Source organism: Clostridium thermarum (genome assembly GCF_006351925.1).
Lineage (GTDB): Bacteria > Bacillota > Clostridia > Clostridiales > Clostridiaceae > Clostridium_AU > Clostridium_AU thermarum.
This window is the reverse complement of record NZ_CP040924.1, coordinates 2,841,166-2,866,943: the sequence shown is the minus strand read 5'-3', so window position 1 is coordinate 2,866,943 and position 25,778 is coordinate 2,841,166. Positions and strand designations below refer to the sequence as shown.

The window sequence follows — 25,778 nt, the reverse complement described above, 5'->3', positions numbered from 1 at the left end:
GAGGATGATTATGGTTACCATAAACAGCATTAAGAAAGGTATTGTCATAGACCATATCACTGCAGGGCTAGGAGTAAAAATTTTTGAATATCTAAAGCTAAACGGAGCAGATTTTACAGTAGCTCTTATTATGAATGCACCCAGCGTAAAGATAGGGAAAAAAGACATAATTAAAATAGAAAATGAAATTCATGTAGACTTTACAGTATTGGGACTTATAGATCCCAACATAACCATAAACATTATAGAGAATGAGATTATAACCCAAAAGATTAAGTTGGAAATCCCCACCAGAGTGGAGAATGTACTTATATGCAAAAATCCTAGGTGTGTTACTTCTATGGAAGACTATGTGCCTCATGTATTCCATTTGGTTGACTATGATAACAGGGAATACCGCTGTGAGTACTGCGACGACATCGTAAGGTTTAAAGATATATAGGGGGAAATATCTATGGATTTGTTAATTAAGAATGCAAGAATTGTTGACTGGAGCGTTGACTTTTTAGGGGACATATATATTAAAGATGGAAAGATTGCAGAAATAGGGAGAGATATTATTAAGGAAGCAGAAACAATTGACGCCAAAGGCATGATCTTAATGCCGGCCTTCATCGATTTACACTGCCACTTTAGAGACCCGGGCTATACTTATAAGGAAGATATAGGTACTGGCAGTAAGGCCGCAGTAAGAGGAGGATTCACTACAGTGAACTTAATGGCAAATACTAATCCGGTGTGCAGTAACATGGACACAGTCAATTATGTATTGGAAAAAGGCAAGCAGGAGGCATTGATAGACATACATCAGTGCATGTCTATAACCAGAAATCTTGAAGGTAAGGATGTAAGCCATTTAGATGAACTTGAAGCGGAAAGTGGGCTTGTAAAGTTGTTATCCGATGACGGAAAGGGTGTAGCAGACAGCAAGATCATGATGCAGGCTATGATTAAGGCAGAGAAGCTTGGACTTATAATAATGTCCCATGCAGAGAGTCCGGACCTAAGTGATGTAGATATGAGATTGGCGGAAAATACAATGACCTGGAGGGATATTACCCTGGCTAAGTACACAAAATGTAAACTCCATTTAGCCCATGTAAGCACTAAGGAAGCTATGGAATATGTGATTGAAGCTAAGGAAGCAGGAAATAAAATAACCTGTGAAGTTACACCCCATCATATAGGTCTCACAGATGAGATAAACTACAGAGTTAATCCTCCACTTAGAAAAGAAGATGACGTAGAGTTCCTAATCGAAGCTATAAAAAGAGGGTACGTTGATTGTATAGCCACAGACCATGCCCCACATACGGCAGAGGATAAGGCAAAAGGAGCACCGGGCATAAGCGGAATAGAAACAGCCTTTGCCATATGTTATACAAAGTTAGTGGAGGAGGGACATATCGGCTTGAGCAGATTGTCTGATCTTATGTCTAAGAGACCAGCAGAGATAATGGGCATAGAAAAAGGAAAATTCCAGATTGGTTATGAGGGAGATATGGTCTTGGTGGATATTGATACTCCTTATGAAATAGATGTTGAAAAATTCAAATCAAAGGGGAAAAACAGTCCCTTCCATGGATATAAGGTAAAGGGAACTGTATTATGTACCATTAAAGCAGGACAAGTTGTCTATAGAGAGGAAGAGTTTGGACTATGATTATTGATAAGTTATTTGAAAGAGTAGCTCAAAGAGGAGTTGTATGCGTAGGCTTGGATACAGATTTTGAGTATATTCCTAAGAGCTTTGCAGATCAATTTGAAAACTTAGAGGACGTTATCTTTGAATTCAATAAGAGAATTATAGACTCCACTCTGGACACAGTAGGCTGCTTTAAGGTTCAAATTGCCTACTATGAGGCCTATGGTCTAAAAGGACTTAGGGCCTATGCTAAAACTTTGAAATACCTAAGGGATATGGATGCGGTAATTATTGCAGATGTAAAAAGAGGAGATATAGCAAAAACCGCGGAAATGTATGCCAAGGCCCATTTTGAAGGTGACTTTGAAAGTGATTTTATAACGGTAAATCCTTATATGGGTATGGATACAATAGAGCCTTTCCTACCCTATTTGAAGAATAAAGAAAAGGGACTGTTTGCCCTGGTCAGAACCTCTAACCGGGGGGCTGAGGATATACAGTACATCAACAGTTTGGGAGGAAGTAAAATCTATAGCATTGTAGGAAATAAAATAAACAGCTTAGGTAAATATTATCTAGGCTCCAGTGGATACAGCTCTATTGGGGCGGTAGTAGGTTGCACCCACCGAAGCGAAGCTCAGGAGTTGCGAAAGAGTTTGGAAAGTACCTTCTTCTTGATTCCGGGCTATGGAGCTCAAGGAGGAAAGGCTGAGGATGTTGCCCTATATCTAAACCGTGGAAATGGCGGTATTGTAAACTCCTCCAGAGCAGTTCTCCTAGCTTATAAAGGAAAAGATAAGGGTGATGAAAAATTTGATATCTATTCAAGAGAAGAAGTCATCAGAATGAGGAAGGAAATTGAGGAAACCTGCAGTAAGCTTGAGGGAGGACTGAAATAATGCCGGAATACAAGAGTGCAAAGATCTTAGACAATGAGGAAGTAGTAAGCGGTATCTTTAAGATGACTATAGAAACTAAGATAGACCATAAAATAAAGCCGGGACAATTCTATATGCTTAAGTGCTGGGAAACAGAACCGGTGCTTTGGCGCCCCATCAGTGTCAGCGAAGTTAGAGAAGACAAGTTGGATTTTCTTTACGCCGTAACAGGAAGAGGTACGGAAATGCTCTCCAGGTTAAAGAGAGGACAAGAACTACAGGTTATGGGGCCCCTAGGTAATGGATTTAAGACAGAAGATATCAAGGGAAGGGTTGCCCTGGTAAGTGGAGGAATTGGCATTGCCCCAATGGTAGAACTGAGTAAAATACTTCACTGGGCGGAAGTAGACCTATATGCAGGCTTTAGATGTAGTATTTATGCCATAGATATCATAAGACCCAGAGTAAAAAATGTGTATATAGCCACTGAGGACGGAAGCTTTGGGTATAAGGGGTATATTACAGAAATATTCGATGCTGCTAAGTATGATCTAGTACTGTGCTGCGGACCTGAAGCTATGATGGAAAAGGTTCTGAAGCAGTGCCGAGAAGTAGGTACGGAAATATATGTATCCATGGAAAAGCATATGGCCTGTGGGGTTGGAGCTTGCCTTGTATGTACCTGCAAAACTAAAGGTGGAAACAAGAGGACATGCAAAGAAGGTCCGGTATTCAAGGGCGATGACCTAGTAATATAGGGGGGGACGGTAATGTTAAGTAGGAATATATGCGGAGTTAAATTTAAAAATCCGGTCATTGCAGCCTCCGGTACCTTTGGCTTTGGCAGGGAATATTCGGAGTTTTATGATGTGTCCTTACTGGGAGGTATTTGTACAAAGGGATTAACCTTACACAAGAGAGATGGGAACGAAGGCATAAGGGTATATGAGACCCGGGGCGGCATGCTAAACAGTGTTGGACTGCAAAACCCGGGCATAGATGAATTTATTGAAAGTGAGCTGCCCTTTATGGACACATTAAATACAAATATAATTGTCAATGTAGGAGGAAGCAATATTGAAGAGTATGTGGAGGCAGTAGCCAAGCTAAGCAATACCTCTGTGCATATGATAGAGCTTAATATATCCTGCCCTAATGTCAAAAGCGGTGGGATGGCTTTTGGTATTAAATGTGACACTGCCTATGAAGTTGTAAAGGAAGTAAGGTCAGTGTGTAAAAAGCCACTGATAGTAAAGCTTTCGCCCAATGCAGAGGACATCGTGGCCATGGCATATAGGTGTAGAGAGGCAGGAGCAGATGCACTTTCCCTGATAAATACCGTAAAGGCTATGGCCATCGACATAAAGAAGAGAAAACCGGTCTTTGAAAATGTCTTTGCAGGCCTTTCAGGACCTGCAGTGAAGCCACTAGCTCTTAGAATGGTCTATGAAGTATCAAAAGCTGTAGACATACCAGTAATAGGACTGGGAGGAATCATGTCCGGCATAGATGCCATAGAATTTATAATGGCAGGAGCCACAGCAGTACAAATTGGCACGGCAAACTTCATAAAGCCGGACATAGCTGTGGATATTATTGAAGAGATTCGTGATTTTATGTATAAGGAGGGCTTAAAGAGCATTGATGAGATTGTGGGAGCGGCATGGACTTAGAGGACAATGGGTAATGAGTAATTTAGAAAGAAATTATTTTTTATTAAAGTTAGTAATAATGTAAATTTTGCAGTTAACAATTAAGATAGGGGGAACAAAAATGATTATAGATATATTAAAACAGTGTGAAGCATTATTGGAGGGACATTTTCTGCTGTCCAGCGGCAGGCACAGCAATATGTACTGCCAATGTGCAAAATTGTTACAGTATCCTGATAAGGCTGCTGAAGTATTGACTGTAGTGGCAGAGAAACTAATGGATGTGGACTTTGACCTAGTTGTGGGACCGGCAATGGGGGGAATCATTGTGGCCTATGAACTAGGAAGACAATGTGGTAAGCCGGCTATGTTTACTGAGAGAGAAGAAGGGAAAATGACTCTTAGAAGAGGCTTTAAAATTAAACCAGGGGATAAGGTTGTAATTACAGAGGATGTAGTTACTACAGGGAAATCTGCATTAGAAGCCATAGAAGTTATAAAAAGCCGTGGTGGACAGGTGGTTGGAATAGCCTGCATAGTAGACAGAGGAACCTGCAAGCTTGAATATCCTATATACAGTAGTGTAAAGATGGATATAGAAAGTTATGAAAAGGAAGAATGTCCATTATGCAAGGAAGGTATACAGTACGTAAAACCTGGCAGCAGAAATATTAAATAATTTAAGTATCAATTCATTAATGAAATTACTCTCTATACATGTAGGGAGTATTTTTTATGTAGTAAAAGGAAATTAAAAAATAATAAGAAAAAACCGACTTTATAAGATATGTTAACTCTTGACAAGCACTAAAATATGTAATAAAATCTGTATAAATATTAGTATATTATGAATAAATATTCAATAGATAAGAGGAGTGTATAATATCATGGAAGGATTACTTTATCTCGAGGATGGTTCTATATACAAGGGAAAAGGCTTTGGAAAGACAGGTGTTTCCAGCGGTGAATTAGTGTTTAACACTTCCATTACCGGATATCAGGAAATTTTAACAGATCCTTCTTACGCCGGACAAATAATAACCATGACCTACCCTCTAATTGGTAACTATGGGACAAATAATAAAGAAAAAGAGTCAACTAAGGTATATGCAAGAGGCTTTATCGTAAAAAATCCTTCCGCAAAAACCTCAAACTACATGAGTGAAAAGAGCATTGATGATATGCTTAAAGAGATGGGGATTGTAGGAATTTATGATGTGGACACAAGAAGTATTACAAGAAAGATAAGAAGTCTTGGAGCACAAAAATGTGTTATAGCAAATGAGTATATTTCTACCTATGAGGTTAAAAGGATAATTGAAGCAGAAAAGAATAAGGTTGATAATTACACAAAGGAGGTTAGTACAGATAAGTACATTCATATAGAAGGTAAGGGCATCAAGGTTGTTGTAGTAGATTTTGGGGTTAAGAGAAATATAATAAACAATTTAAAAGAAAGAAATTGTGATATTACAATAGTACCTTACAACGTGACCTTTGAGGAAATAAGAAATATTAATCCTCAAGGGGTTTTATTGAGCAATGGACCGGGAGATCCCAAATCCGTTGTAGAAGGGATAACCTTAGCAAAAAAACTTATAGGCAAAATACCGGTTTTCGGCATATGTCTAGGGCATCAAATTTTATCTTTAGCATTGGGCGGAGATACCTATAAGATGAAATATGGACACAGAGGCGGAAATCACGGTGTATATGACATTGAGAGAGATAAGGCTTATATAACCTCTCAAAACCACGGCTATGCTGTTAGTGAGCAGGGTTTGGAAAAGCTTGGGGTCATAATTACTCATAAGAATCTGAATGATGGAAGTGTGGAGGGCATCAGACACAGATATTATCCTGTGTTTTCTGTTCAATTTCATCCGGAAGGTGCCCCAGGTCCAATAGACACGGCATATTTATTTGATAAATTCGTAGAGATCAGCGAAGGAGACGGAGTGAAATATGGGGCTTGATAAATCATTAAAAAAAGTTTTAATAATTGGCTCAGGGCCAATTATCATTGGCCAGGCAGCGGAGTTTGATTATTCAGGAACGCAGGCCTGTAAAGCAATTAAAGAAGAAGGGATAGAAACAATTCTTGTAAACAGCAATCCGGCAACAATTATGACGGATACTAACATAGCAGACAAGGTTTATATAGAACCCTTAAATATGGAGTCCATAGAGGCTATACTTGCAAAGGAAAGACCTCAGGGAATTTTAGCTGGTTTTGGAGGCCAAACTGCCCTAAACCTTGCAATGAAGCTAAAGGATGAAGGGGTCCTGGAAAAGTATGGAGTTAAACTTTTAGGAATAAACAGTGAATCCATAAAGAAGGCTGAGGACAGAGAAGCTTTTAAAGAATTAATGATTGAAATAGGTCAACCCATTCCTAAGAGCATAATTGGGACCAGCTTAAAGCAGTGTTTTGAGTTTGTTGAAGCTGTAGGTTTCCCGGTGATAATTAGGCCGGCCTATACCTTAGGGGGAACCGGTGGCGGAATTGCGGAGAACTGGGAAGCACTTGAGGAAATCTGCGCCAGAGGTATTGAGCTTAGTCCTATAGGACAAATACTTCTGGAACAAAGTGTGGCCGGATGGAAGGAAATTGAGTATGAAGTTATAAGAGATAGTAAAGATAACTGCATAATAATATGTAATATGGAAAACATAGATCCGGTAGGAATACACACCGGTGACAGTATTGTGGTAGCTCCCTCTCAAACCTTGAGGGATAAGGAATATCATATGCTCCGAAAGGCATCTATAGATATAATAAGAAGCTTAAAGATTGAGGGAGGATGCAACGTACAATTTGCACTGGATCCCTACAGCAGTAATTATATAGTAATTGAAGTAAATCCAAGGGTAAGCCGGTCTAGCGCATTAGCGTCAAAGGCCACAGGTTATCCCATTGCAAAAATTGCAGCAAAAATCGCCATTGGTTATAGGCTTGATGAGTTGAAAAACTCGGTAACGGGAGTATCCAGTGCTTGCTTTGAGCCTACACTGGACTATGTAGTAGTAAAGATACCAAAGTGGCCCTTTGACAAGTTCTCCAGGGCAGAAAGAACTCTTGGAACTCAGATGAAGGCTACCGGTGAGGTTATGGCAATAAACAGAAGCTTTGAGGGCGCACTGCTAAAGGCGGTAAGTTCTCTGGAAGGTATGCCTAAAGGCCTAAGATATCAGAAACTTGAAGAAATGGATGAAAAGGACCTCATTGAAAAGCTGAAAAAGCAGGATGATGAGAGATTATTCGTTCTGGCAGAAGCCATGAGAAGAGGAAAGACCGAAGAATACCTTCAGCAAATTACAAAAATTGATCCATGGTTTATAGATGCAATAAAGAATATAGTTCAGATGGAAAAGGATTTGGAACAGTATAACGGTAATTCTGAGCTAATATATAAAGCCCAGGCAATGGGATTTACCGATGAAGAGATATGTGACTTAACGAAATTAAGCAGTGAGGACTTAAAAGAGTTAAGAAAGCATAAAGCCATATACCCGGTGTATAAAATGGTTGATACCTGCAGCGGAGAGTTTGAATCTAAAACCCCCTATTACTATTCCTGCTACGAAGAAGAGGATGAAGTAGTGGTTTCAGATAAGAAAAAGATCCTTGTTATAGGTTCCGGTCCTATAAGAATTGGACAGGGAATTGAATTTGACTACTGCTGCGTACACGGAGTTTGGGCAATTAAAGAAGCGGGATATGAATCAATAATAGTAAACAATAATCCTGAAACCGTAAGTACGGATTTTGATACCTCTGATAAGCTATACTTTGAACCGCTGTACATCGACGATGTGATGAATATTATAAACAAGGAAAAACCGGAAGGGGTAATTGTACAGTTTGGGGGGCAGACGGCTATTAATTTATCAGAAAAGCTTCATAAAAGAGGGGTGAAAATATTAGGTACCCAATTTAACTCCATAGACTTGGCGGAAGATAGAGACAAATTCAGAATGCTTTTAGAAGAACTGGATATACCAAGTCCTAGGGGAGTGGTAGTGGCTTCTGTAGAAGAGGCAAAATCTAAAGCCGTAGAACTTGGATACCCTGTTGTGGTTAGACCTTCCTATGTTATAGGAGGAAGGGCCATGGAGGTTGTCTATGATGATGTGGCCTTGACAAGATATATGGAAGAGGCTATGAGCCTTTGCAACGGTCATGCCATACTAATGGACAAATATATCAAGGGAATAGAAATAGAAGTGGACGCTCTTTGCGACGGTGACAATATTTTGATACCTGGCATTATGGAACATGTTGAAAGAACTGGAGTTCACTCCGGTGACAGCATAACTATTTATCCGCATATTTCATTGAGTGATGAAACTGTTGAAAAGTTAAAATATTATACTGAGAAAATTTCTAAGAAACTTAAGGTAGTGGGACTTATAAACATTCAGTATGTCTTTGATGGCAATGAGGTTTATGTAATAGAAGTAAATCCAAGAGCATCCCGCACAGTGCCAATATTGAGCAAGGTCACTGGAGTACCGATGGTATCCATAGCTGTACAGCTGATGCTGGGTAATAAGCTTTCAGCAATGGAATATGGCACTGGCTTGATAAAGGGATCTAAGCTGTATGCCGTTAAAATCCCGGTATTTTCTGGAGAGAAGCTGGCTGACGCAGACATGTATCTGGGGCCGGAGATGAAATCTACAGGTGAGGTTTTAGGGGTTGATAGAGTATTAGACAAGGCAATATATAAGGCTTTTGTAGCTTCTGGCATAAAGGTAATAACAGAAGGAAGGGTTTATGTATCCCTTAAAGACGTTGATAAAGAAGAGGGCTTTGAGATCTTAAAACGATATGAAAGCCTTGGTTTTAAATTTTCTGGTTCAGAAGGAACTGCAAAGTATTTACAACAGAATGGATTGCAGTGCCAAATCTTAAACAATAAGCTGGCTTTGAAAGAAATAGCATCAGGAAATATACAGATTGTGTTCAACACTCCTACAAGTGGTAACAATATAAACACTGAAGGATTTAAAATAAGACGTAAAGCTGCCGAATATAGGGTTACAACCTTTACCTGTCTTGATACCTTTAAGTTTTACTTAAAGGCTGTAATGATGAAAAAGGCTGGAGAAACTTTAGAACCAAAGAACTTAAAAGAGTACTTAATTTAATGGAGAAGTGATAATTAACAGTGAATAAGTAATATTAATATTTAGTTTCCAGAAATATGAGTAGCAATCGTCAAAATTATTTGAGGATTGCTATTTTTTCTTTATTTTTCTCTTTTTTATTTTATTGATAAAATGGTATAATATATAATGAATGCCTAGAGTATTAATTGTCCATTGTGAATTGTCAATTTTAATAATATTGAGTACTATTATTGTGACTTTACGTATATCATAAGTGAGGCTAAGAAAAATCCATTACTGTTGATAGGAGGAAAAGGAGTTGGGAAAGCCAAGTATATTCAGCAGAGAATATGATAGAAAGATGAAGGCTAGAAAAAGAAGAAAGACAATATTTGTTTTTTGTCTCATTGCCGTAGCTTTATACTTTTTTTGCCGGACTACTTATACCAGGTGGCAAGATAACTATTTTAAGCAAAAACAGGAGCAGAGTACGGGATATCTAGCAAATGGCGGCGATAAGGATGAAGGCGTAAGTTCAAAAAACAATGAAGAAAAAGAACAAGTACCGGAAACTGAACCTGAGCAGGTTCCCATTATTACCGACAAAACACTTGATTTGAATCTGCCTAATGGAAAGGTAATTAAAGTAATATATAATGAAGAAAATGGAAGTAAGAGCATTAGAAATATAGTGTCAGAAGATAACTTCTTGTTATTTTTTAATGTGAGTCCATCCGCAGCAAAGGCAGTGGTTTTAGACAGTGCGCAAGAATTATATATCATTGATTTAGAAGGCAATATTAAAAATATCTCAAAAACGGAGTACATAACCACTAAAGGAACAAAAATAGAAAAGAATTCCTATCTGCAGAGAAACCCAAGTTTTCAATGGCATAGTACTCCTAAGTTTATCAACGAAAACACTGTGGTATATATTTCGCAAATGCCTTGGTTCCAAACTAAAAAGTCTGTATATAAAGTCGATATAAATGACGTAAAGCATGAAAGAATAACATCTTTGACCTCAGAAAATATCAGCTTTGATATTATGGAGGAAAAAGGACTTAAGATAAAAGTAGATGGTGCTGTTATGTATATAAATAATGAAGGAAATGTCATACAATAAATTCTAAAATATACTCTATTGCGGAATATTAATTCAGAATTATGGTAAATAATTATTATAGACATCTGCAATAGGACAGCATTATTGGTTCTTTATAGTTCAAAACGGTGTAGGAATAACTTAGTTATTGAAATAAGAAAAATATATAGGTATAATAAAGTTTAAAAGATTTTGCAATATAATTGCGAAAATTTTTAAAAGTATGCTATAATATCTTAGCTAGAAAGTCTAGTAATTAAAAGGTTTTATGGAATTAGGAGGAACAATTATAATGAACATCAAATTTGAAAAAGTTGAGACAAACGTTGTTAAACTTGAAGTAACAGTAGAGTTAGCAAAGTTTAATGAAGCATTAAAGAAAGCTTATGCAAAAAATGTAAAGAAATACAATGTTCCGGGCTTCAGGAAAGGTAAGGTTCCGATGGGGATTTTAACCAAAATGTATGGAGAAGGGATCTTCTATGAAGATGCAGTAAATATTTGCATTGATGATACATATCCACAAGCTCTTAAGGAATACGATATACATCCAGTAGATTATCCTGAAATTGATATTGTAGAAATAGGCAGCGGAAAGGACTTAGTATATACTGCTAAGGTAACAACTATGCCTGAAGTTAAACTGGGTGACTACAAGGGCGTAGAAGTTAAGAAGTCCGAATATCCTGTAACTGATGAAGATGTTATGAATGAGTTAAAAGTAATGCAGGAGAAAAATGCTAGAATAGAAACTAAGACAGAAGGAACTGTCGAAAATGGTAATATAGCCATAATTGATTTTAAAGGTTATATAGACGGAGTTGCTTTTGAAGGTGGAGAAGGCAAAAACTATTCTTTAGAAATAGGTTCAGGTAGCTTCATTGATAACTTTGAAGAACAGTTAATCGGTGCTGCAGTAGGAGAAAAGAGAGATGTAAAGGTCACTTTCCCTGAACAATATGGCAGAGAAGAGTTAAACGGTAAACAAGCGTTATTTGAGGTAACAGTAAATGAGATTAAGGTAAAGGAATTACCTGCTCTAGATGATGAATTTGCTAAAGAAGTATCAGAGTTTGACACTCTTGAAGAGTTAAAAGCTGATACAAGAAATGAGATGGAAAAGGCAAATGAAGAAAGAGCAAAGAGAGAATATGAAGAGAAGGTAATTAGCACAGTATGTGATAATGCTACAATCGAAATTCCAGAAGTAATGATAAAGAAAGAAATAGACGTAATGCTTAAGGATATGGAAAACAGACTTAAGTATCAAGGCTTAGATTTAGAAACATATTATCAGTACACTGGTAGCACTGAAGAAAAAATGAGAGAGTATATGAGAGAATCTGCTATTAGTAAGATTAAAGCTGACTTAGTAATAAATGAGATTGCTAAGGTTGAAAATATAACTGCTACTGAAGAAGAAATCAAAGCTAAGGCAGAAGAGGTAGCAAAACTATACGGTGGCAAAGATATAGAGAAGACAGTTGATCTTTTATTAAAGGCACAGTCTGAATATTTAAAGCTCGACGTTGTTAATGAAAAAGTAGTTAAGATGTTGATTGACAACAGCAAAGCTATTGCATAATATAATATGAACAATTGCCGGAAGAAATTCTGGCAATTGTCTAATTATGCTTTTACTAAAATATGATAAATAGGGGGCAAAACTCCCGTATTTTATTTTATTAAATTGCGGTCAAAGCAGTTTTTACAGCATATAATCTAATATGGAAATTTATTTATAAGTAGTAAGAAAATTTAAAGATAATTTTATAGGCGGAAAAGGGTTAGAAGATAGAAATAAGGAGGGTAATTTATGAGTTTAGTACCAGTTGTAGTTGAACAGACTAATAGAGGAGAAAGATCTTACGATATCTATTCAAGGCTATTAAAAGACAGAATAATAATGTTGAGTGATGAAGTAAATGACGTGACAGCAAGCCTGATTGTTGCGCAGCTATTGTTTTTGGAAAGTGAAGATCCGGATAAGGACATATACCTTTACATAAATAGCCCTGGAGGATCCATAACTTCAGGTATGGCAATTTATGATACAATGCAGTATATAAAGCCCGATGTCAGCACTATATGTATTGGTATGGCTGCATCTATGGGAGCCTTCCTGCTAGCAGCTGGAGCCAAGGGCAAGAGATATGCATTGCCTAATAGTGAAATAATGATTCATCAGCCCTTAGGTGGTTTCCAAGGTCAGGCTACTGATATTGATATACATGCAAAACGTATACTTAGGATGAAGGATACATTAAACAAAATTTTAAGCGAAAGAACCGGTCAGCCATTGGAGAAGATAAAGAGAGATGTTGAAAGAGATTACTTCATGACATCTGATGAAGCAATGGAATATGGCCTTATTGATAGAGTTCTTACTAAGAATAATATATCGGTGGATAGTAAATAGTATATATACCACTACAGAAATTGCAGGAATATATATGCAATAACCCATTAGCGAGGTGTTTGAATGGTAAAATATGATGATAAGAAGCAGCTTAAGTGTTCTTTCTGCGGTAAGAATCAAGACCAGGTTAGGAGACTTATTGCTGGACCAGGCGTTTATATATGTGATGAATGTATTGAGTTATGTTCTGAAATTATTGCAGATGAATTCGAAGACAACATCCAACTAGATGTAAATACTCTGCCAAAGCCAGTGGAAATTAAAAATTACCTGGATCAGTATGTTATAGGTCAGGAAAGTTCAAAAAAATCCTTAGCTGTAGCAGTGTATAATCATTACAAGAGAATCAATAGTAATAATAACGATAGTGATGTAGAACTTCAGAAGAGTAATATACTGTTATTAGGGCCAACTGGTTCCGGAAAGACTCTCCTTGCTCAAACACTTGCAAGATTCCTGAACGTACCTTTTGCAATTGCCGATGCTACAACATTGACAGAAGCCGGGTATGTAGGAGAGGATGTTGAAAATATACTCTTAAAGTTGATTCAAAATGCTGATTATGACATTGAGAGAGCGGAAAAGGGTATAATTTATATCGATGAAATTGATAAGATAGCAAGAAAGTCAGAGAACCCTTCAATCACTAGAGATGTTTCCGGTGAAGGTGTTCAACAGGCTCTACTAAAGATCCTTGAAGGAACTATAGCTTCAGTTCCGCCTCAAGGTGGAAGAAAGCATCCGCATCAGGAGTTTATCCAAATTAATACTACAAATATTCTGTTTATATGTGGTGGTGCTTTTGATGGCATAGACAAAATAATTGAAAAGAGAACAAGAGTTAGCTCTATGGGATTTGGTGCGGAAATTCAATCCAAAGCCGAGAAAGACATTGGAGCACTTCTAAGAGAAATTATGCCGGGAGACTTGTTAAAGTTTGGCTTAATTCCGGAATTTGTAGGAAGATTACCTATAGTAGTTACCTTGGATGCTCTGGATAAGAATGCACTTGTGAATATTCTGAAGGAACCTAAAAATGCATTGGTAAAACAGTATAAGAAGCTCTTCGAAATGGATAATGTAGAGTTGGAATTTACTGATGAGGCCTTAGAGGCAGTAGCAGAAGAAGCTTTAAAAAGAAATACTGGTGCAAGAGGTCTAAGAGCTATTATAGAAGAGGTCATGAAGGACATCATGTTTGAGATTCCTTCTAATGAGCAAATTGTTAAGGTAACAATTACTAAGGAGACTCTGAAGACAAAGCAGCCTGTGGTAGAATATACTGAAGGCCAAAAGAGGTTACCGATAAAATCCAAAAAGACAAAAAGCAGAAAAGGTATTGAGACTGCTTAAATAAACAGGATGTCGCACTAATAAAAAAGCGGCATCTTTTTTTATGAATATTTTGTTTCTTCTTTTCTTTCAAATAAGAAGCTGTTTCTTTTCTGACTTATGAGCCTATAAAGTAATTGGTCCTTAAAGTAACTTTATTCCTTATAGTGGAATATAATAAGAAATTATGGTAAATAATAAAGTTATAGTTTCATTTTAGATAAATATGGGAAAGGAAGGGAGTAAGGTTTTAATCTATTACATCCATAAAGAAACTTAATATAAATTTTCTGAAATACTATACTGCAGCTGGTTTTCAGATTAGTTAAGATTAATAGCTAGGTGGGATATGTAGTTAGATTAAAACTAAGGAGGGTATGACAAATTTTTTAATTGTAGTACAGTTTATTTTTACCATAATTATGGGATTATATTTTTTTAATGCTTTAAAAGGCCAAACAACTAATAAAATAGTAATTGACAAAGAAAACCGAAAGGAAATGGAAAAGTTAAAAAAAATGAGAAGTATAAAACTTACAGAGCCTTTAACAGAAAAGAGTAGGCCAGTAAGTTTTAACGAGGTAATTGGGCAGGAAGATGGGATAAAAGCATTAAAAGCTGCAATATGCGGACCTAATCCTCAACATGTAATAATTTATGGACCACCAGGTGTAGGAAAAACTGCTGCTGCCAGACTGGTGCTAGAATATGCAAAGCAGCGACCTGATTCCCCATTTAAAGGTGATTGTAAGTTTGTGGAGATAGATGCCACCACTATAAGATTTGATGATAGAGGAATAGCTGATCCCCTTATTGGCTCAGTACACGATCCAATATATCAGGGAGCTGGAGCACTGGGCATTGCTGGCATACCTCAGCCAAAGCCGGGGGCAGTAACAAAAGCACATGGAGGCATATTATTTATTGACGAAATTGGAGAGTTACATCCCATTGAGTTAAATAAGTTGTTAAAGGTTCTAGAAGACAGAAAGGTTTTTCTGGATAGTGCATATTACAGCTCTGAGGATCCCAATATGCCTCTTTATATAAAGGAGGTTTTTGAAAATGGGCTCCCTGCAGATTTTAGACTGATAGGAGCTACAACAAGAAGCCCGGAGGAAATATCTCCGGCAATAAGATCTAGATGTGTAGAGATATTCTTTAAAGCACTGGAATCAGATGCAATAGAAATGGTTGCTAGAAATGCGGCTGCTAAAGTTGGCATAAAACTAGATGAAAAAGCTGCTGCTCTAGTGACAAAATACTGTACCAATGGAAGAGAGGCAGTAAACCTAATTCAACTGGCCGGAGGTGCAGCCATGAATGAAGGAAGAAATACGATAGTAGCAGAAGATGTTGAATGGGTAATAGACAATGGAGCTTATTCACCTAGACCAGATCAATGCATCAGTCAAAGACCAAGAATAGGATATGTAAATGGTCTAGCGGTATACGGTGCTAATATAGGAGCTCTCATGGAAATAGAGGCCAGTGCCAAAAGGGTTAAGGTACGAAAAGGAAGAGTAAAAGTAACTGGGATAGTTGAAGAAGAAGAAATCAGCTCAATGAACAGGAAAGCTAAAAGAAAAAGTAATGCGCAATGCTCTGTGGAAAATGTCCTAACAGTGATAGAGAACATATTTGATATCAACGGTGATGAATATGACATACATATTAACTTCCCCGGAGGAGTGCCTGTTGATGGACCATCTGCAGGAATAAGTATGGCTTGCGCTATTTATAGTGCCATAAAACAAATACCTGTGAGCAACAAAATAGCAATGACCGGAGAAATATCTCTTCACGGAGAAGTAAAACCGGTTGGTGGAATTAACGCTAAAATTGCTGCTGCTAAAAAGGCAGGGGCTACGAAGATTCTTATTCCAAAAGAAAACTGGGTTGAGAGCTTTAATGAAATTCAAGGGGTAGAGGTTATACCGGTAAGCCATATCAATGAGGTAATAAAGCTAGCCTTTGTAGAGGAGGATATCAATAATGAAATCAGGATAGAAAATGATAATAGTGTAGATATCATCTCTGCTAAGGGAAGCAATATTTAGTGGGTATATGAATAACATAATAAAAAGATGCATATAAATAAAAAAGGCTTGCAATACATAGAAATTGCAAGCTAATTTATTGTTGCAATTTCTACGAAGTTGGCTGACTGATTATTGACTATTAAGGCAAATTAATATTAAATATAAATAAAGCATTAAATTAAACAAAGATATCTATACTTGACGTAGAAAGTGAGGGGTGAAATATGGAAAAGGAGATTAGGGAATTACCTTTAATTCCCCTAAGAGGAATCACAATTTTCCCATACATGGTTTTACACTTTGATGTGGGCAGGGAAAAATCCATACTGGCATTGGAAGAGGCAATGCTCAGTGGTCAGGAAATATTCCTGGTCACACAGAAGGATGCTAAGACCGAAGAACCAGAGACAGAAGATATATTTAAAGTAGGATCGGTATGTAATATAAAACAGCTTTTAAAGCTTCCTGGAGATACAGTAAGGGTTTTGGTAGAGGGAGTAAGTAGGGCAAAAATTCTTAAATATACTCAAACAGAACCTTATTTTAGAGCTAATATAGAAGTTTTAGAGGAAGCTGTGTGTGTTGAGGATAACAAGTGTGAGGCTCTCGTGAGAAAAATAAAAGAGTCATTTGATGAATACATAAAACTTTCAGGTGCAATGCCAACTGAGGCCCTAGTGACCTTAGATGACATAGAAAGTCCGGGAAGACTATCAGATATAGTATCTTCATATTTAATGCTGAAACAAGAAAAGAAACAGGAGCTGTTGGAAGCCTTCAATGTAAAAGATAGACTTGAAAAACTCTTAGTGATCATCAGTAATGAGATAGAAATACTTAAACTAGAGAAGAAGATTGGAGTCAGAGTAAAGACAAAGATAGACAAAGTACAAAAGGAATATTACCTAAGAGAGCAGTTGAAGGCTATACAAGAAGAGCTTGGTGAAGATGATAATGAACAAAAGGAAATAGAAAAGTACAAGACCAAGATTAATAAAGCTAAGTTGCCTAAAGCCGTTAAGGAAAAGGCTCTCTATGAGCTTGACAGACTCAAAAATACCGGAGGCTACTCTGCAGAAGGGAATGTAATAAGGACCTACCTGGATTGGATATTGGATCTGCCATGGAATACAGAGACTAAGGACAACTATGACATAAAGAAGGCCAGGGAAATCCTAGAAGAAGAGCACTACGGCTTAAAGGATGTCAAAGACAGAATTATTGAGTACTTAGCAGTAAAGAAGATGAGTAAATCCTTAAAGGGTCCTATTTTATGTCTTGTTGGACCTCCTGGAGTGGGAAAGACATCTATAGCAAGATCTGTAGCACATGCGTTGAATAGAAATTTCGTAAGAATGTCCCTTGGAGGAGTAAGAGATGAGGCAGAAATTAGAGGTCATAGAAAAACCTATGTTGGAGCAATTCCCGGTAGAATAGTATATGGAATGAAGCAAGCTAAATCAAAGAATCCATTATTCCTTTTGGACGAAATCGACAAGATGAGTAATGACTTTAGAGGTGACCCGGCAGATGCCTTGCTTGAAGTACTTGATGCAGAACAGAACAGCAGCTTTAGGGATCACTATTTGGAACTTGAGATGGATTTATCCAATGTAATGTTTATTACAACGGCAAATTCTTTGGATACCATACCAAGACCACTGCTTGACAGAATGGAAGTTATTGAAGTATCAGGATATACCTACGAAGAAAAGCTGAATATATCAAAGAGACATTTGATACCAAAGCAGTTAAAAGAGCATGGAATTGAGGATAACACCATAAGCTTTACAGACTCAAGTATTTCTTTTATCATTGAGGGGTATACTCTTGAATCCGGAGTAAGAAACCTTGAGAGAAGACTTGGTGCTGTAATTAGAAAGTCAATAGCTGATATGCTGGAAAATGATAAGAAATCAGTATGTATTACAGTAAATCATGTGAAAAAGTATTTGGGAGCTCCACGATACACCTATGAAAGAGCTGACAAAGAAGATAAGATTGGTGTAGTTATGGGAATGGCCTGGACGGCATATGGCGGTGATACTCTTCCTGTAGAAGTTACTGTAATGGAAGGAAGCGGAAAGCTAGAACTCACCGGAAAGCTTGGAGAAGTTATGAGGGAATCCGCCAGAGCAGGATATAGTTATGTAAGGGCTAATGCTGAGGAGTTTAAAATAAATCCTGAGTTCTATAAAAATAAAGATATACATATCCACGTTCCAGAGGGAGCGGTTCCAAAGGATGGACCATCTGCTGGGGTAACTATGATTACAGCTTTGGTATCTGCCTTATCTGGAAGAAGAGTAAAGCATAATGTGGCAATGACCGGTGAAATAACCCTAACCGGTAGAGTTCTTCCTATCGGTGGCTTAAAGGAAAAGTGCCTAGCTGCCTACAGAGCTGGAATAGATACTGTAATTATACCGATAGATAATAAAAAGGATATGGAAAAGATACCAGACAGTATAAAGAGAAAACTTAAATTTATACTAGCTACAAAGATTGATGATGTACTTAAAAATGCATTAACGGAGGAAAATTCTTAATGGAAATAAAACAGTCGGAGTTTATCACATCTGCTGTTAGTGGAGCACAATACCCAAAAGACAATAGGCCGGAGATTGCCTTTGTAGGACGATCAAATGTTGGTAAATCTTCAATTATAAATGCAATAACCAACAGAAAAGCCTTGGCCAAGGTTGGAAATACCCCAGGCAAAACAAGACTTATAAACTTTTTTTTAATTAATAATTTGTTTTACTTAGTAGATTTACCGGGATATGGCTATGCCAAGGTGTCTAAAGCAGAAAAAGAAAAATGGGGACATCTAATGGAGGATTATCTCACTAAACGGCAGGAACTTAAAAAGGTTGTGCTTCTTGTAGATAGCAGGCATAAGCCTACTGAAGATGATGTGCTTATGCTAAATTGGATACGGCACCATGGTTATCCCATTCAAGTGGTTGCAACAAAATCCGATAAACTATCAAAAAATGAAATAAGAAAAAACAGACAGGTTATATTAGAAACTTTGAAGATTGCAGAATCAGAACTAATCTTCTTTTCATCCACTAACAAAGTTGGAAGAGAAGAACTAATCAATACTATATTTCATGATATAGTACAGCAAGAAGAAGTGCCCAACAATTAGGGCGCTTCTTCTTTGTTTTTGTGTCAAATTATATTAATGCGAATAGTATATACTATGAAAACTAAAGCGGAGCTAGTAATTTAGGAAGGAAGTGAAATCAAGATGAGCAGTATACTATCGGAAATAGCATCTACCTTCTGTGAAGACAAAAGCTGCAGCAAGGGTAAAAAGGGCAAGGACTTTACTAAAGATGGCATCCTTATTTGGATTGTACTAGCAGTTATTTTAGGTATTTGTCTCTGCAGTGGTGGTGGCAATTTCGGAACTTTTATTGGTAATCCATGTTGTAAGTCAAAGAGTAGCTGCAGTTCATCAAAGGGAGGCGTGGGTTTGCTGGTATTACTGCTTCTCCTGCTGTTACTTGGAGGAAACGGTGGTGTCTTAGGATTTGGAAATTCTTCAGGGAACGTAAATACAAATGTTATTAATGTAGATACTCAGGATGATTGTTGTGAAGATGATGAATATTATGAAGACAGCTGTTGCAGCAGTAAGTGTTAATAAGAGTTCTATGAATATTCGTGACGGAAAAAATTCTATTAGTACTTAAGAAAAACCTATTATTGAGTTAGGTATAGGAGGGGCTGCCCTCCTTAGTTTGGAATGAAAAACATATAGTATAAGGAGGATAGCAAATGGAATTTGGTAAGTTAAAACTTCCTAAGAAGTCAAATGACTTTCTAATCTGGGCTTTAGTAGCTCTTATAGTTCTGGGATTTGGAAAGTCATCCGACACACTTGGATTTAATTTTTTTAGCCTTCCTGATAAGTCTGAAAGCCGACGTAAAGGACATGATAAGGGAAAGAACAATCTTGTTCCAGTAGGAAAAGGACCTGGTTTTCCAGCAGTAATACCTGGACCGTTGAGTGGATTTCTGGGAGGCAATGGATTATTCTTGTTAGCAATTATAGCCCTACTCTTCTTGTGTAAAGATGATAAGAAAAAAGGTCATGACAATAAAAGGGAAGTAAGCTATTGTGAAGAAAACTAGTTTTATCTATATTTGTGGGGTGATGTAATGTCTCGACATAGTAGACAAGGAAGACATGTTAGGCCAAGCCGTTATGAAGAAGAAAGTGCACAGCAAATAAGTAATACAACGAACAATCCCTTTGGTAATTTCAACTTAAATACCATAGCAGGCATAGTAAACAGTATAGATATAAATGCTCTCGCCAATGCCATAAACAAAGCTGGAGATGATATTGATGAACAAGAGGAGAGAGGTCTAAGAAGTCCAGCTAATGCTGATATTATTCTTGCTCTAAGGACTCTTATTAACGCTGATAAAGCCCTATTAATTCAAACCGTGATTCAGCTTTTTGCACTAAGTAGAAATCAAAAGAGATAGTATAGGAATAACAGACAGAATGGCATTACCGTTCTGTTCTCTTTTAGTGTCAAAATTAAGGGGATAGAATAATATATACTATAAACTAAAGTCAAAATATAAATTGAAAGGAAGTGATATACACTATGGGTGGAACGGCAAAGGATGTTGTAGTTAAAGACTGTAAGGGCTCACGAGTTGATGTAGGGAGTGGTGGATTATTAAACAACAATAACCTTTTGCTGCTAGTAGTGGTGGTAGTTCTGATATGCTGCCTATGTGGAGGAAACAGTGAGATTCTGGACTCGTTTGGAAGTTTTGGAAGCCGTAAAAGAAGAAGGAGCAGTAGAAATGGACTGCTTCTGCTATTACTTCCCATTTTATTGTTAAGAGGGAGCAGCGGAGCACCAAATACTAACACAAATATAATCAATGTTGATACTCTTGGAGCTGAAGAAGGCGGGCTACTGGATCTTTAATAATGGTTAATGAATATTAGTTCAGAGGGGTAAGTACGAGTAGAAGAAGTGATTATTACTACTGGGGCTTTTCAACCCTCGTTATGCTGATTATTACAGCGTGATTTACGCTTATAGAATCACTATGATGAAGGAAAGCATAGCCATAAGTAGAAAAGATAATAGTGCACATTTAATGTTACAAGTCTTCTATTATAGTGCTGCGACCCTTTTAGATATTTATATTTCAGTAGGAGGGGAAGTCCCTCCTTGAATTATAGTGTATGTTGCTTCCAACATACTATTGGAAAAATTAAGGGAGGTGGCAGCGTGGGAAAACAAAATAGAGTAATCGATGTAGAAATTTATGAAGAAGATAATAACAACGGAAAATATGAGGAAAGAACCAATAGCCGTAGAGAAGACAGCAGGCACAGACGGGATCAGGAGGAGAGAGAAAGTCAACGTGTCAAAGAAAGAAGTGGCAGGGAACACAGAGATCGTAAGGAAGATATTGAAAAATCTAATACAAAAAATGTTGGTCCAATAGATTTTAACAACATTGACCTTGGACAGATTGCAGGAATTCTGCAAAATGTTGACTTAAGCCAATTAGCAGGTGTACTAGGTGGACTTGGTGTAAACAATAATACAAACAATGATATAAACAATGTAAGTAAAAGAGAAAGAAATAAAGATGATAAGGCTCAAGCTAAAGCCGGAGGAAATCAGGATATCTTAAATAGTCTTAGCGCTTTAGCGGGATCCGGAGGAGGAGAAGGACTACTAAATGCTCTAGGAGCTCTAGCTGGTTCTGGAGGAGGTCAAGGACTATTAGGAAGTTTAGCATCTTTTCTTGGATCAGGAGCAGGCCAGGCCTTGCTTGGCAACCTAGGTAATATTGCAAGTGTTTTAAATAACTCAGGCGGCAAGGGTGGCTATGACAATGGGCTAAACAGCACCTTGAGAGGGGAGCGTGGTGTAGAAATTCTATGGGCACTAAGACCAATGGTTAGTCCAGAAAGAGCCGCTTTAATAGAAATGGTAATACAGCTTTACACTATTGGAAAGATTTTAAAAGGAGTAATTTAAAAATAGTGTAACGAAATAAAAGATGGCGAATAAGATAGATACTAACTAAAGATATAAAGTAATTAACCAAACCAATAACCCATATTTAAGAAAAAGCAAAGAGGAGGAGTCTTATGATAAGTAAGATTCTCTCCTCTAAATTTTTGGAAAAATCTAAGGCAATCAGCCCAATACATCACTGGCAGCCCTTTCAACTATCATTGTACACTTGCCGTCAAGCATTCCACCTTCCTTGACAACAAGCTTCTTTACTGTAATATCACCAGAAACTTTACCGGAACTTTCAATGATAAGGGTTTCCTCACAAATTATATTTCCTGTTACCTTTCCGGATACAATAGCGCTTTTACAGGTAAGATTACCGTTGAAAATTGAGAATACGCCTAGAATAACATCATCCTGCCATAGGATGTCTCCATCGATAGAGCCATCAACCTTTAAAAGACCGCCACCATTTAAATTGCCAACTATATTACACTGTTCTCCTATAAGAGTTTCTATTCTTTCAATATTTTTACTGTCTTTATCAGAAAACATGAACCTTCCTCCACATTGATTTTTATTAATTATATTAAAAAATTTTAAAAAAATTATAAATCTATGTATATTTTATGGAAAAGAGGAGAAGATATATAATGAAAGCGGAGAGTTAATCTCCAATAGCTGAAGATGAAGGCTAACCCTTTCATTTGATGCTAAACCCCCCATCCCCCTTGGGACCGTAGCACGGTCCCTTTTGTTTTTGATTAATTAGCATTTTCACTTATAGATGATACTTTAAAAGGTTGTCCTTCCTCAGAAGTTCGTTTTAATTTTACAATTACAGATTTATTGATACTATCTTTACCGCTGCCCGGTAAGGTTGACTTAAAATTTAAAATCCATTTATATTCTATAGGTTCTCCATCTTTATTAAATTTTGAATCAGTAAAGAAGGCATCGGTAAATTTGTAAAATCTTTTTTCTGCAGCCATTTTGCCAATCAAGCTTAAATCTTTTCCAGAGAACCCAGGATAGAAAACGTCTGCAGGTTTATAGGCTTCACCACCTGGTAGTGAAGTTATGTATTGTATAATAGCTATGATCTCAGCTTTACCTTTGATATCATCGGTGTTTTGAACTTTTTCTATGTTCCAATTTAATAGCATGTAATGGGATAATTTCATATTATTGCTGGCAACTAAAGTACCGGAAATAAATTTTGGAGTCCTGTTATTTTTGCTGTCTATTACGCCCATAATATTATTATAGGAACAAAAGATATTCTTAAACTCTGAACCATCCCAAGTAAAAATATGTTGTATACTACTTCCTTTTTCACTTGACTGTAAGAAAATTTCAGGGACCTTATCTCTATTTATATCTAATAAATTTACCTTCATAGGATAAAAGGGATAATAATAACCCATGGAATTTATTTTTCTATCCGGATTTAAATAAAAACTCTTATTGTTAGAATTAACTTGAAGATAATATTTATCATTTTCTGTATTAATATAAAGTATATCTTCTTTACCATCTCCGGTTAAATCAGCTTTTATCAATGTTTTTTCCCCAACGCTTACGAAGACACTCTCATCATCCTTTCTTAACAATAAGATTGTAGAAAAGCTTAATATTAGTATAGTGAGAATTAAGTATAGAATATGTATTTTCTTTAGAAATAATACCCTTAATTTCATTAAAAACACCTCCAGTAAAGTATATGTTTCATTTATATATTTAATTAATTTACATACACTAAAATATATAATAGCCTTTTCCTTCGGAGGTGATAAAATGCGAATATCAAAGTTAAAATCAGTTATGATTTTCATTATAATGATTATTACTATATTTAATACTGCTGCCTGTGCAAGAAAAAGTAAAGGCAGCAGTGAAGGTGAGAATAAGCAAAAGTTAAATGCATATATTGAGGTTAAAGATAGGGGAACTCTAGATATAATCAGAACTTTCTTAGACGATTACCAAAAGGAAAAAAAAGATGTGGAAATTACTTTCAACAGTCCACTAGGAGAAAATAAACTTGAGGAAGATATAGTAAAAGGAAGTATAGATATTCTTGTAGTTTCAAGAGAAAAGATGATTGAACTTAGTAAAAAAGGTCTACTAAAAGAAATGGGAGACTTTTATAGTAAAAATAACATATCCGATAAGTATTATAATATTATGGGGGCCTATGGAAGAATTGGCGATAAGTATTTTGGTATAGGTATTATGCCCAACACAGTTGAAGTTATATACAACCAAGAAGCTCTAAGCAAATTAAACATAGCGCCTCCGGAGGATATGAAAGGATTAATGGAAACAGTAAAAAAGCTAACTGATACGGGTTCAAAGGTGCCGGTACTATTAGCGGAAGAGGTGGAAATAAAAAACATAGTGCCCGCTGTAATTGTGAGCAATACCATGGATGCCAGTAAAATAGAAGCTGCCTTCGGATGCAGTAATGAGGGCTATTCTAAAGTTCCCTTTCAACAGGTTTTTGACAGCTTATATAACATAGTGAAACAGGGATATGTGAAGGAAGATACCTTTGAAGCAGCTACAGAGAGTACTATACAGAGAGTTATAGTCGGTGATGTACCTGTAATGATAGCAGTTTCAAATGTGACAAAGGAAATGAAGGAAGCTAAGTTGAATATACTGAAAGACTACAACATAAGTGAAACCAAGAATAATATACCTGTACTTGTTAATGCAGTAATAAGTACTCCAGCAAACAGTAAGAACGAAGAGGCTGTTAATGAACTTTTGGAATTTATGTATGATGAAAAGACACAGAAAAAGTTGGCTGAATCAGGATATGTAACTGCCAATAAAGCAGTGAACGAAGAACTATGGAAAGAAGGCCTTCAGAAGGACATTGCTGATCATCTTCAAAGAGCAGACAGTAATAGTATATTTTATCTGCATAATTTTCCGGAAAAACTTCACCCATATATTGAGTCGGCGGTCATCAATATTCTTAAAGGTAAATACACCGGCAAGGAATGGGAAGAAATAATAAATAAGATTTGTAAGCAGGAATAAATTAAAATAACAAGGCTCTATTCATAACGGTGAATAGAGCCTTTTAAAATTTATTTATTTTTGCAATTAGGACATAATCCGTAGAAGTAAATTTGGTTTGATAGTATTTCAAATTGTGTACGTTCCTCAATTTGGGTATTAAGATTTTCATAGTTTATACCTTCTACATCACCAACTATACCACAGTTCATACACTGTACATGAGGATGCGGAACAACATTTCCGTCATATCTGAAATTGCCTTCGCCTAAATTTATTTCTTGAACTAATTTAACTTCCACAAGGGTCTTTAAAGCCTTATAAACTGTTGCCAGGCTCATTGTTGGATATGAAGGCTGCAATGCCTTATAAATTACCTCTGCAGAAGGGTGTTCGTGAGTTGACTTTAAATATTTATAAACGGCAATACGCTGAGGGGTTAATTTTAATTTTTTTTCTCTAAAAATACACGTTATGCTGTCCATACGCACCATCCCTATATTATATTCTTTACTTCATTATATTACGATATTAATTGTTTGT

Annotated in this window: 24 protein-coding genes; 21 read left to right on the top strand and 3 right to left on the bottom strand. The window is 36.7% G+C overall.

Features of this window, described 5'->3' with window-relative positions; translation table 11 throughout:
- Positions 1-10 precede the first annotated feature (10 nt).
- The 20 genes from FHY60_RS12895 to FHY60_RS12800 all read left to right on the top strand — a co-directional run bounded on the left by FHY60_RS12895 (position 11) and on the right by FHY60_RS12800 (position 22,223).
- Positions 11-442 carry an aspartate carbamoyltransferase regulatory subunit gene (locus tag FHY60_RS12895; protein ID WP_139905431.1) on the top strand — a complete coding sequence of 144 codons (432 nt, stop codon included), beginning with the start codon at positions 11-13 and terminating at the stop codon, positions 440-442.
- A 12-nt stretch (positions 443-454) separates the two neighbouring features.
- Positions 455-1,663: a dihydroorotase gene (locus FHY60_RS12890; RefSeq protein WP_139905430.1), complete on the top strand. Its 1,209-nt coding sequence runs from the start codon at positions 455-457 to the stop codon at positions 1,661-1,663.
- Positions 1,660-2,544 carry an orotidine-5'-phosphate decarboxylase gene (gene pyrF / locus FHY60_RS12885; protein WP_139905429.1) on the top strand — a complete coding sequence of 295 codons (885 nt, stop codon included), beginning with the start codon at positions 1,660-1,662 and terminating at the stop codon, positions 2,542-2,544. The genes FHY60_RS12890 and pyrF overlap by 4 nt, the downstream gene beginning before the upstream one ends.
- Entirely contained in the window at positions 2,544-3,281 is a 738-nt protein-coding gene (locus FHY60_RS12880; protein ID WP_139905428.1) for a dihydroorotate dehydrogenase electron transfer subunit, read from the top strand. The genes pyrF and FHY60_RS12880 overlap by 1 nt, the downstream gene beginning before the upstream one ends.
- Positions 3,282-3,293: 12 nt before the next feature.
- Complete coding sequence (locus tag FHY60_RS12875) at positions 3,294-4,196, top strand: dihydroorotate dehydrogenase (RefSeq protein WP_139905427.1); 903 nt, start codon at positions 3,294-3,296, stop codon at positions 4,194-4,196.
- A 100-nt stretch (positions 4,197-4,296) separates the two neighbouring features.
- Entirely contained in the window at positions 4,297-4,854 is a 558-nt protein-coding gene (gene pyrE / locus FHY60_RS12870; RefSeq protein WP_139905426.1) for an orotate phosphoribosyltransferase, read from the top strand.
- 208 nt (positions 4,855-5,062) lie between these two features.
- Positions 5,063-6,151 carry a glutamine-hydrolyzing carbamoyl-phosphate synthase small subunit gene (gene carA, locus FHY60_RS12865; protein WP_139905425.1) on the top strand — a complete coding sequence of 363 codons (1,089 nt, stop codon included), beginning with the start codon at positions 5,063-5,065 and terminating at the stop codon, positions 6,149-6,151.
- Complete coding sequence (carB, locus tag FHY60_RS12860) at positions 6,141-9,329, top strand: carbamoyl-phosphate synthase large subunit (protein WP_139905424.1); 3,189 nt, start codon at positions 6,141-6,143, stop codon at positions 9,327-9,329. The genes carA and carB overlap by 11 nt, the downstream gene beginning before the upstream one ends.
- A 280-nt stretch (positions 9,330-9,609) precedes the next feature.
- Positions 9,610-10,416 carry a hypothetical protein gene (locus FHY60_RS12855; protein ID WP_139905423.1) on the top strand — a complete coding sequence of 269 codons (807 nt, stop codon included), beginning with the start codon at positions 9,610-9,612 and terminating at the stop codon, positions 10,414-10,416.
- 271 nt (positions 10,417-10,687) lie between these two features.
- Complete coding sequence (tig, locus tag FHY60_RS12850; protein ID WP_139905422.1) at positions 10,688-11,980, top strand: trigger factor; 1,293 nt, start codon at positions 10,688-10,690, stop codon at positions 11,978-11,980.
- A gap of 231 nt (positions 11,981-12,211) precedes the next feature.
- A complete protein-coding gene (gene clpP / locus FHY60_RS12845; RefSeq protein ID WP_139905421.1) occupies positions 12,212-12,814 on the top strand; it encodes an ATP-dependent Clp endopeptidase proteolytic subunit ClpP in 603 nt (200 codons plus the stop codon).
- A 63-nt stretch (positions 12,815-12,877) separates the two neighbouring features.
- Positions 12,878-14,167 carry an ATP-dependent Clp protease ATP-binding subunit ClpX gene (gene clpX, locus FHY60_RS12840; RefSeq protein ID WP_139905420.1) on the top strand — a complete coding sequence of 430 codons (1,290 nt, stop codon included), beginning with the start codon at positions 12,878-12,880 and terminating at the stop codon, positions 14,165-14,167.
- Between the two features lie 356 nt (positions 14,168-14,523).
- Entirely contained in the window at positions 14,524-16,206 is a 1,683-nt protein-coding gene (gene lonB / locus FHY60_RS12835; protein ID WP_139905419.1) for an ATP-dependent protease LonB, read from the top strand.
- A gap of 206 nt (positions 16,207-16,412) precedes the next feature.
- On the top strand, positions 16,413-18,737 hold the full coding sequence (gene lon, locus FHY60_RS12830; RefSeq protein WP_139905418.1) for an endopeptidase La: 2,325 nt from the start codon (positions 16,413-16,415) through the stop codon (positions 18,735-18,737).
- Positions 18,737-19,342, top strand: a complete 606-nt coding sequence (gene yihA, locus FHY60_RS12825) for a ribosome biogenesis GTP-binding protein YihA/YsxC (protein ID WP_139905417.1) — start codon at positions 18,737-18,739, stop codon at positions 19,340-19,342. Before lon ends, yihA begins: the two co-directional genes overlap by 1 nt.
- A 102-nt stretch (positions 19,343-19,444) precedes the next feature.
- A complete protein-coding gene (locus FHY60_RS12820; protein ID WP_139905416.1) occupies positions 19,445-19,843 on the top strand; it encodes a hypothetical protein in 399 nt (132 codons plus the stop codon).
- A 134-nt stretch (positions 19,844-19,977) separates the two neighbouring features.
- Entirely contained in the window at positions 19,978-20,334 is a 357-nt protein-coding gene (locus FHY60_RS12815; protein WP_139905415.1) for a hypothetical protein, read from the top strand.
- 27 nt (positions 20,335-20,361) lie between these two features.
- Positions 20,362-20,694 (top strand): hypothetical protein, encoded by a 333-nt coding sequence (locus tag FHY60_RS12810; RefSeq protein WP_139905414.1) that lies wholly within the window; start codon positions 20,362-20,364, stop codon positions 20,692-20,694.
- 125 nt (positions 20,695-20,819) lie between these two features.
- Positions 20,820-21,152 carry a hypothetical protein gene (locus tag FHY60_RS12805; protein WP_139905413.1) on the top strand — a complete coding sequence of 111 codons (333 nt, stop codon included), beginning with the start codon at positions 20,820-20,822 and terminating at the stop codon, positions 21,150-21,152.
- Positions 21,153-21,461: 309 nt separating this feature from the next.
- Entirely contained in the window at positions 21,462-22,223 is a 762-nt protein-coding gene (locus tag FHY60_RS12800) for a hypothetical protein (RefSeq protein ID WP_139905412.1), read from the top strand.
- 162 nt (positions 22,224-22,385) lie between these two features.
- Here FHY60_RS12800 and FHY60_RS12795 read toward each other — a convergent pair whose 3' ends face one another.
- The gene (locus FHY60_RS12795) at positions 22,386-22,760 is read right to left on the bottom strand and encodes a bactofilin family protein (protein ID WP_139905411.1); all 375 of its coding nucleotides are present in this window, start codon (positions 22,758-22,760) and stop codon (positions 22,386-22,388) included.
- 209 nt (positions 22,761-22,969) lie between these two features.
- Positions 22,970-23,905, bottom strand: a complete 936-nt coding sequence (locus tag FHY60_RS12790; RefSeq protein ID WP_163216004.1) for an FG-GAP repeat domain-containing protein — start codon at positions 23,903-23,905, stop codon at positions 22,970-22,972.
- A gap of 97 nt (positions 23,906-24,002) precedes the next feature.
- Here FHY60_RS12790 and FHY60_RS12785 point away from each other — a divergent pair, with 97 nt between their 5' ends.
- Positions 24,003-25,256: an ABC transporter substrate-binding protein gene (locus tag FHY60_RS12785; protein WP_139905409.1), complete on the top strand. Its 1,254-nt coding sequence runs from the start codon at positions 24,003-24,005 to the stop codon at positions 25,254-25,256.
- Between the two features lie 50 nt (positions 25,257-25,306).
- On the opposite strand, the gene perR is transcribed toward FHY60_RS12785, so the two are convergent.
- Entirely contained in the window at positions 25,307-25,720 is a 414-nt protein-coding gene (gene perR / locus FHY60_RS12780; RefSeq protein WP_139905408.1) for a transcriptional regulator PerR, read from the bottom strand.
- Positions 25,721-25,778 lie beyond the last annotated feature (58 nt).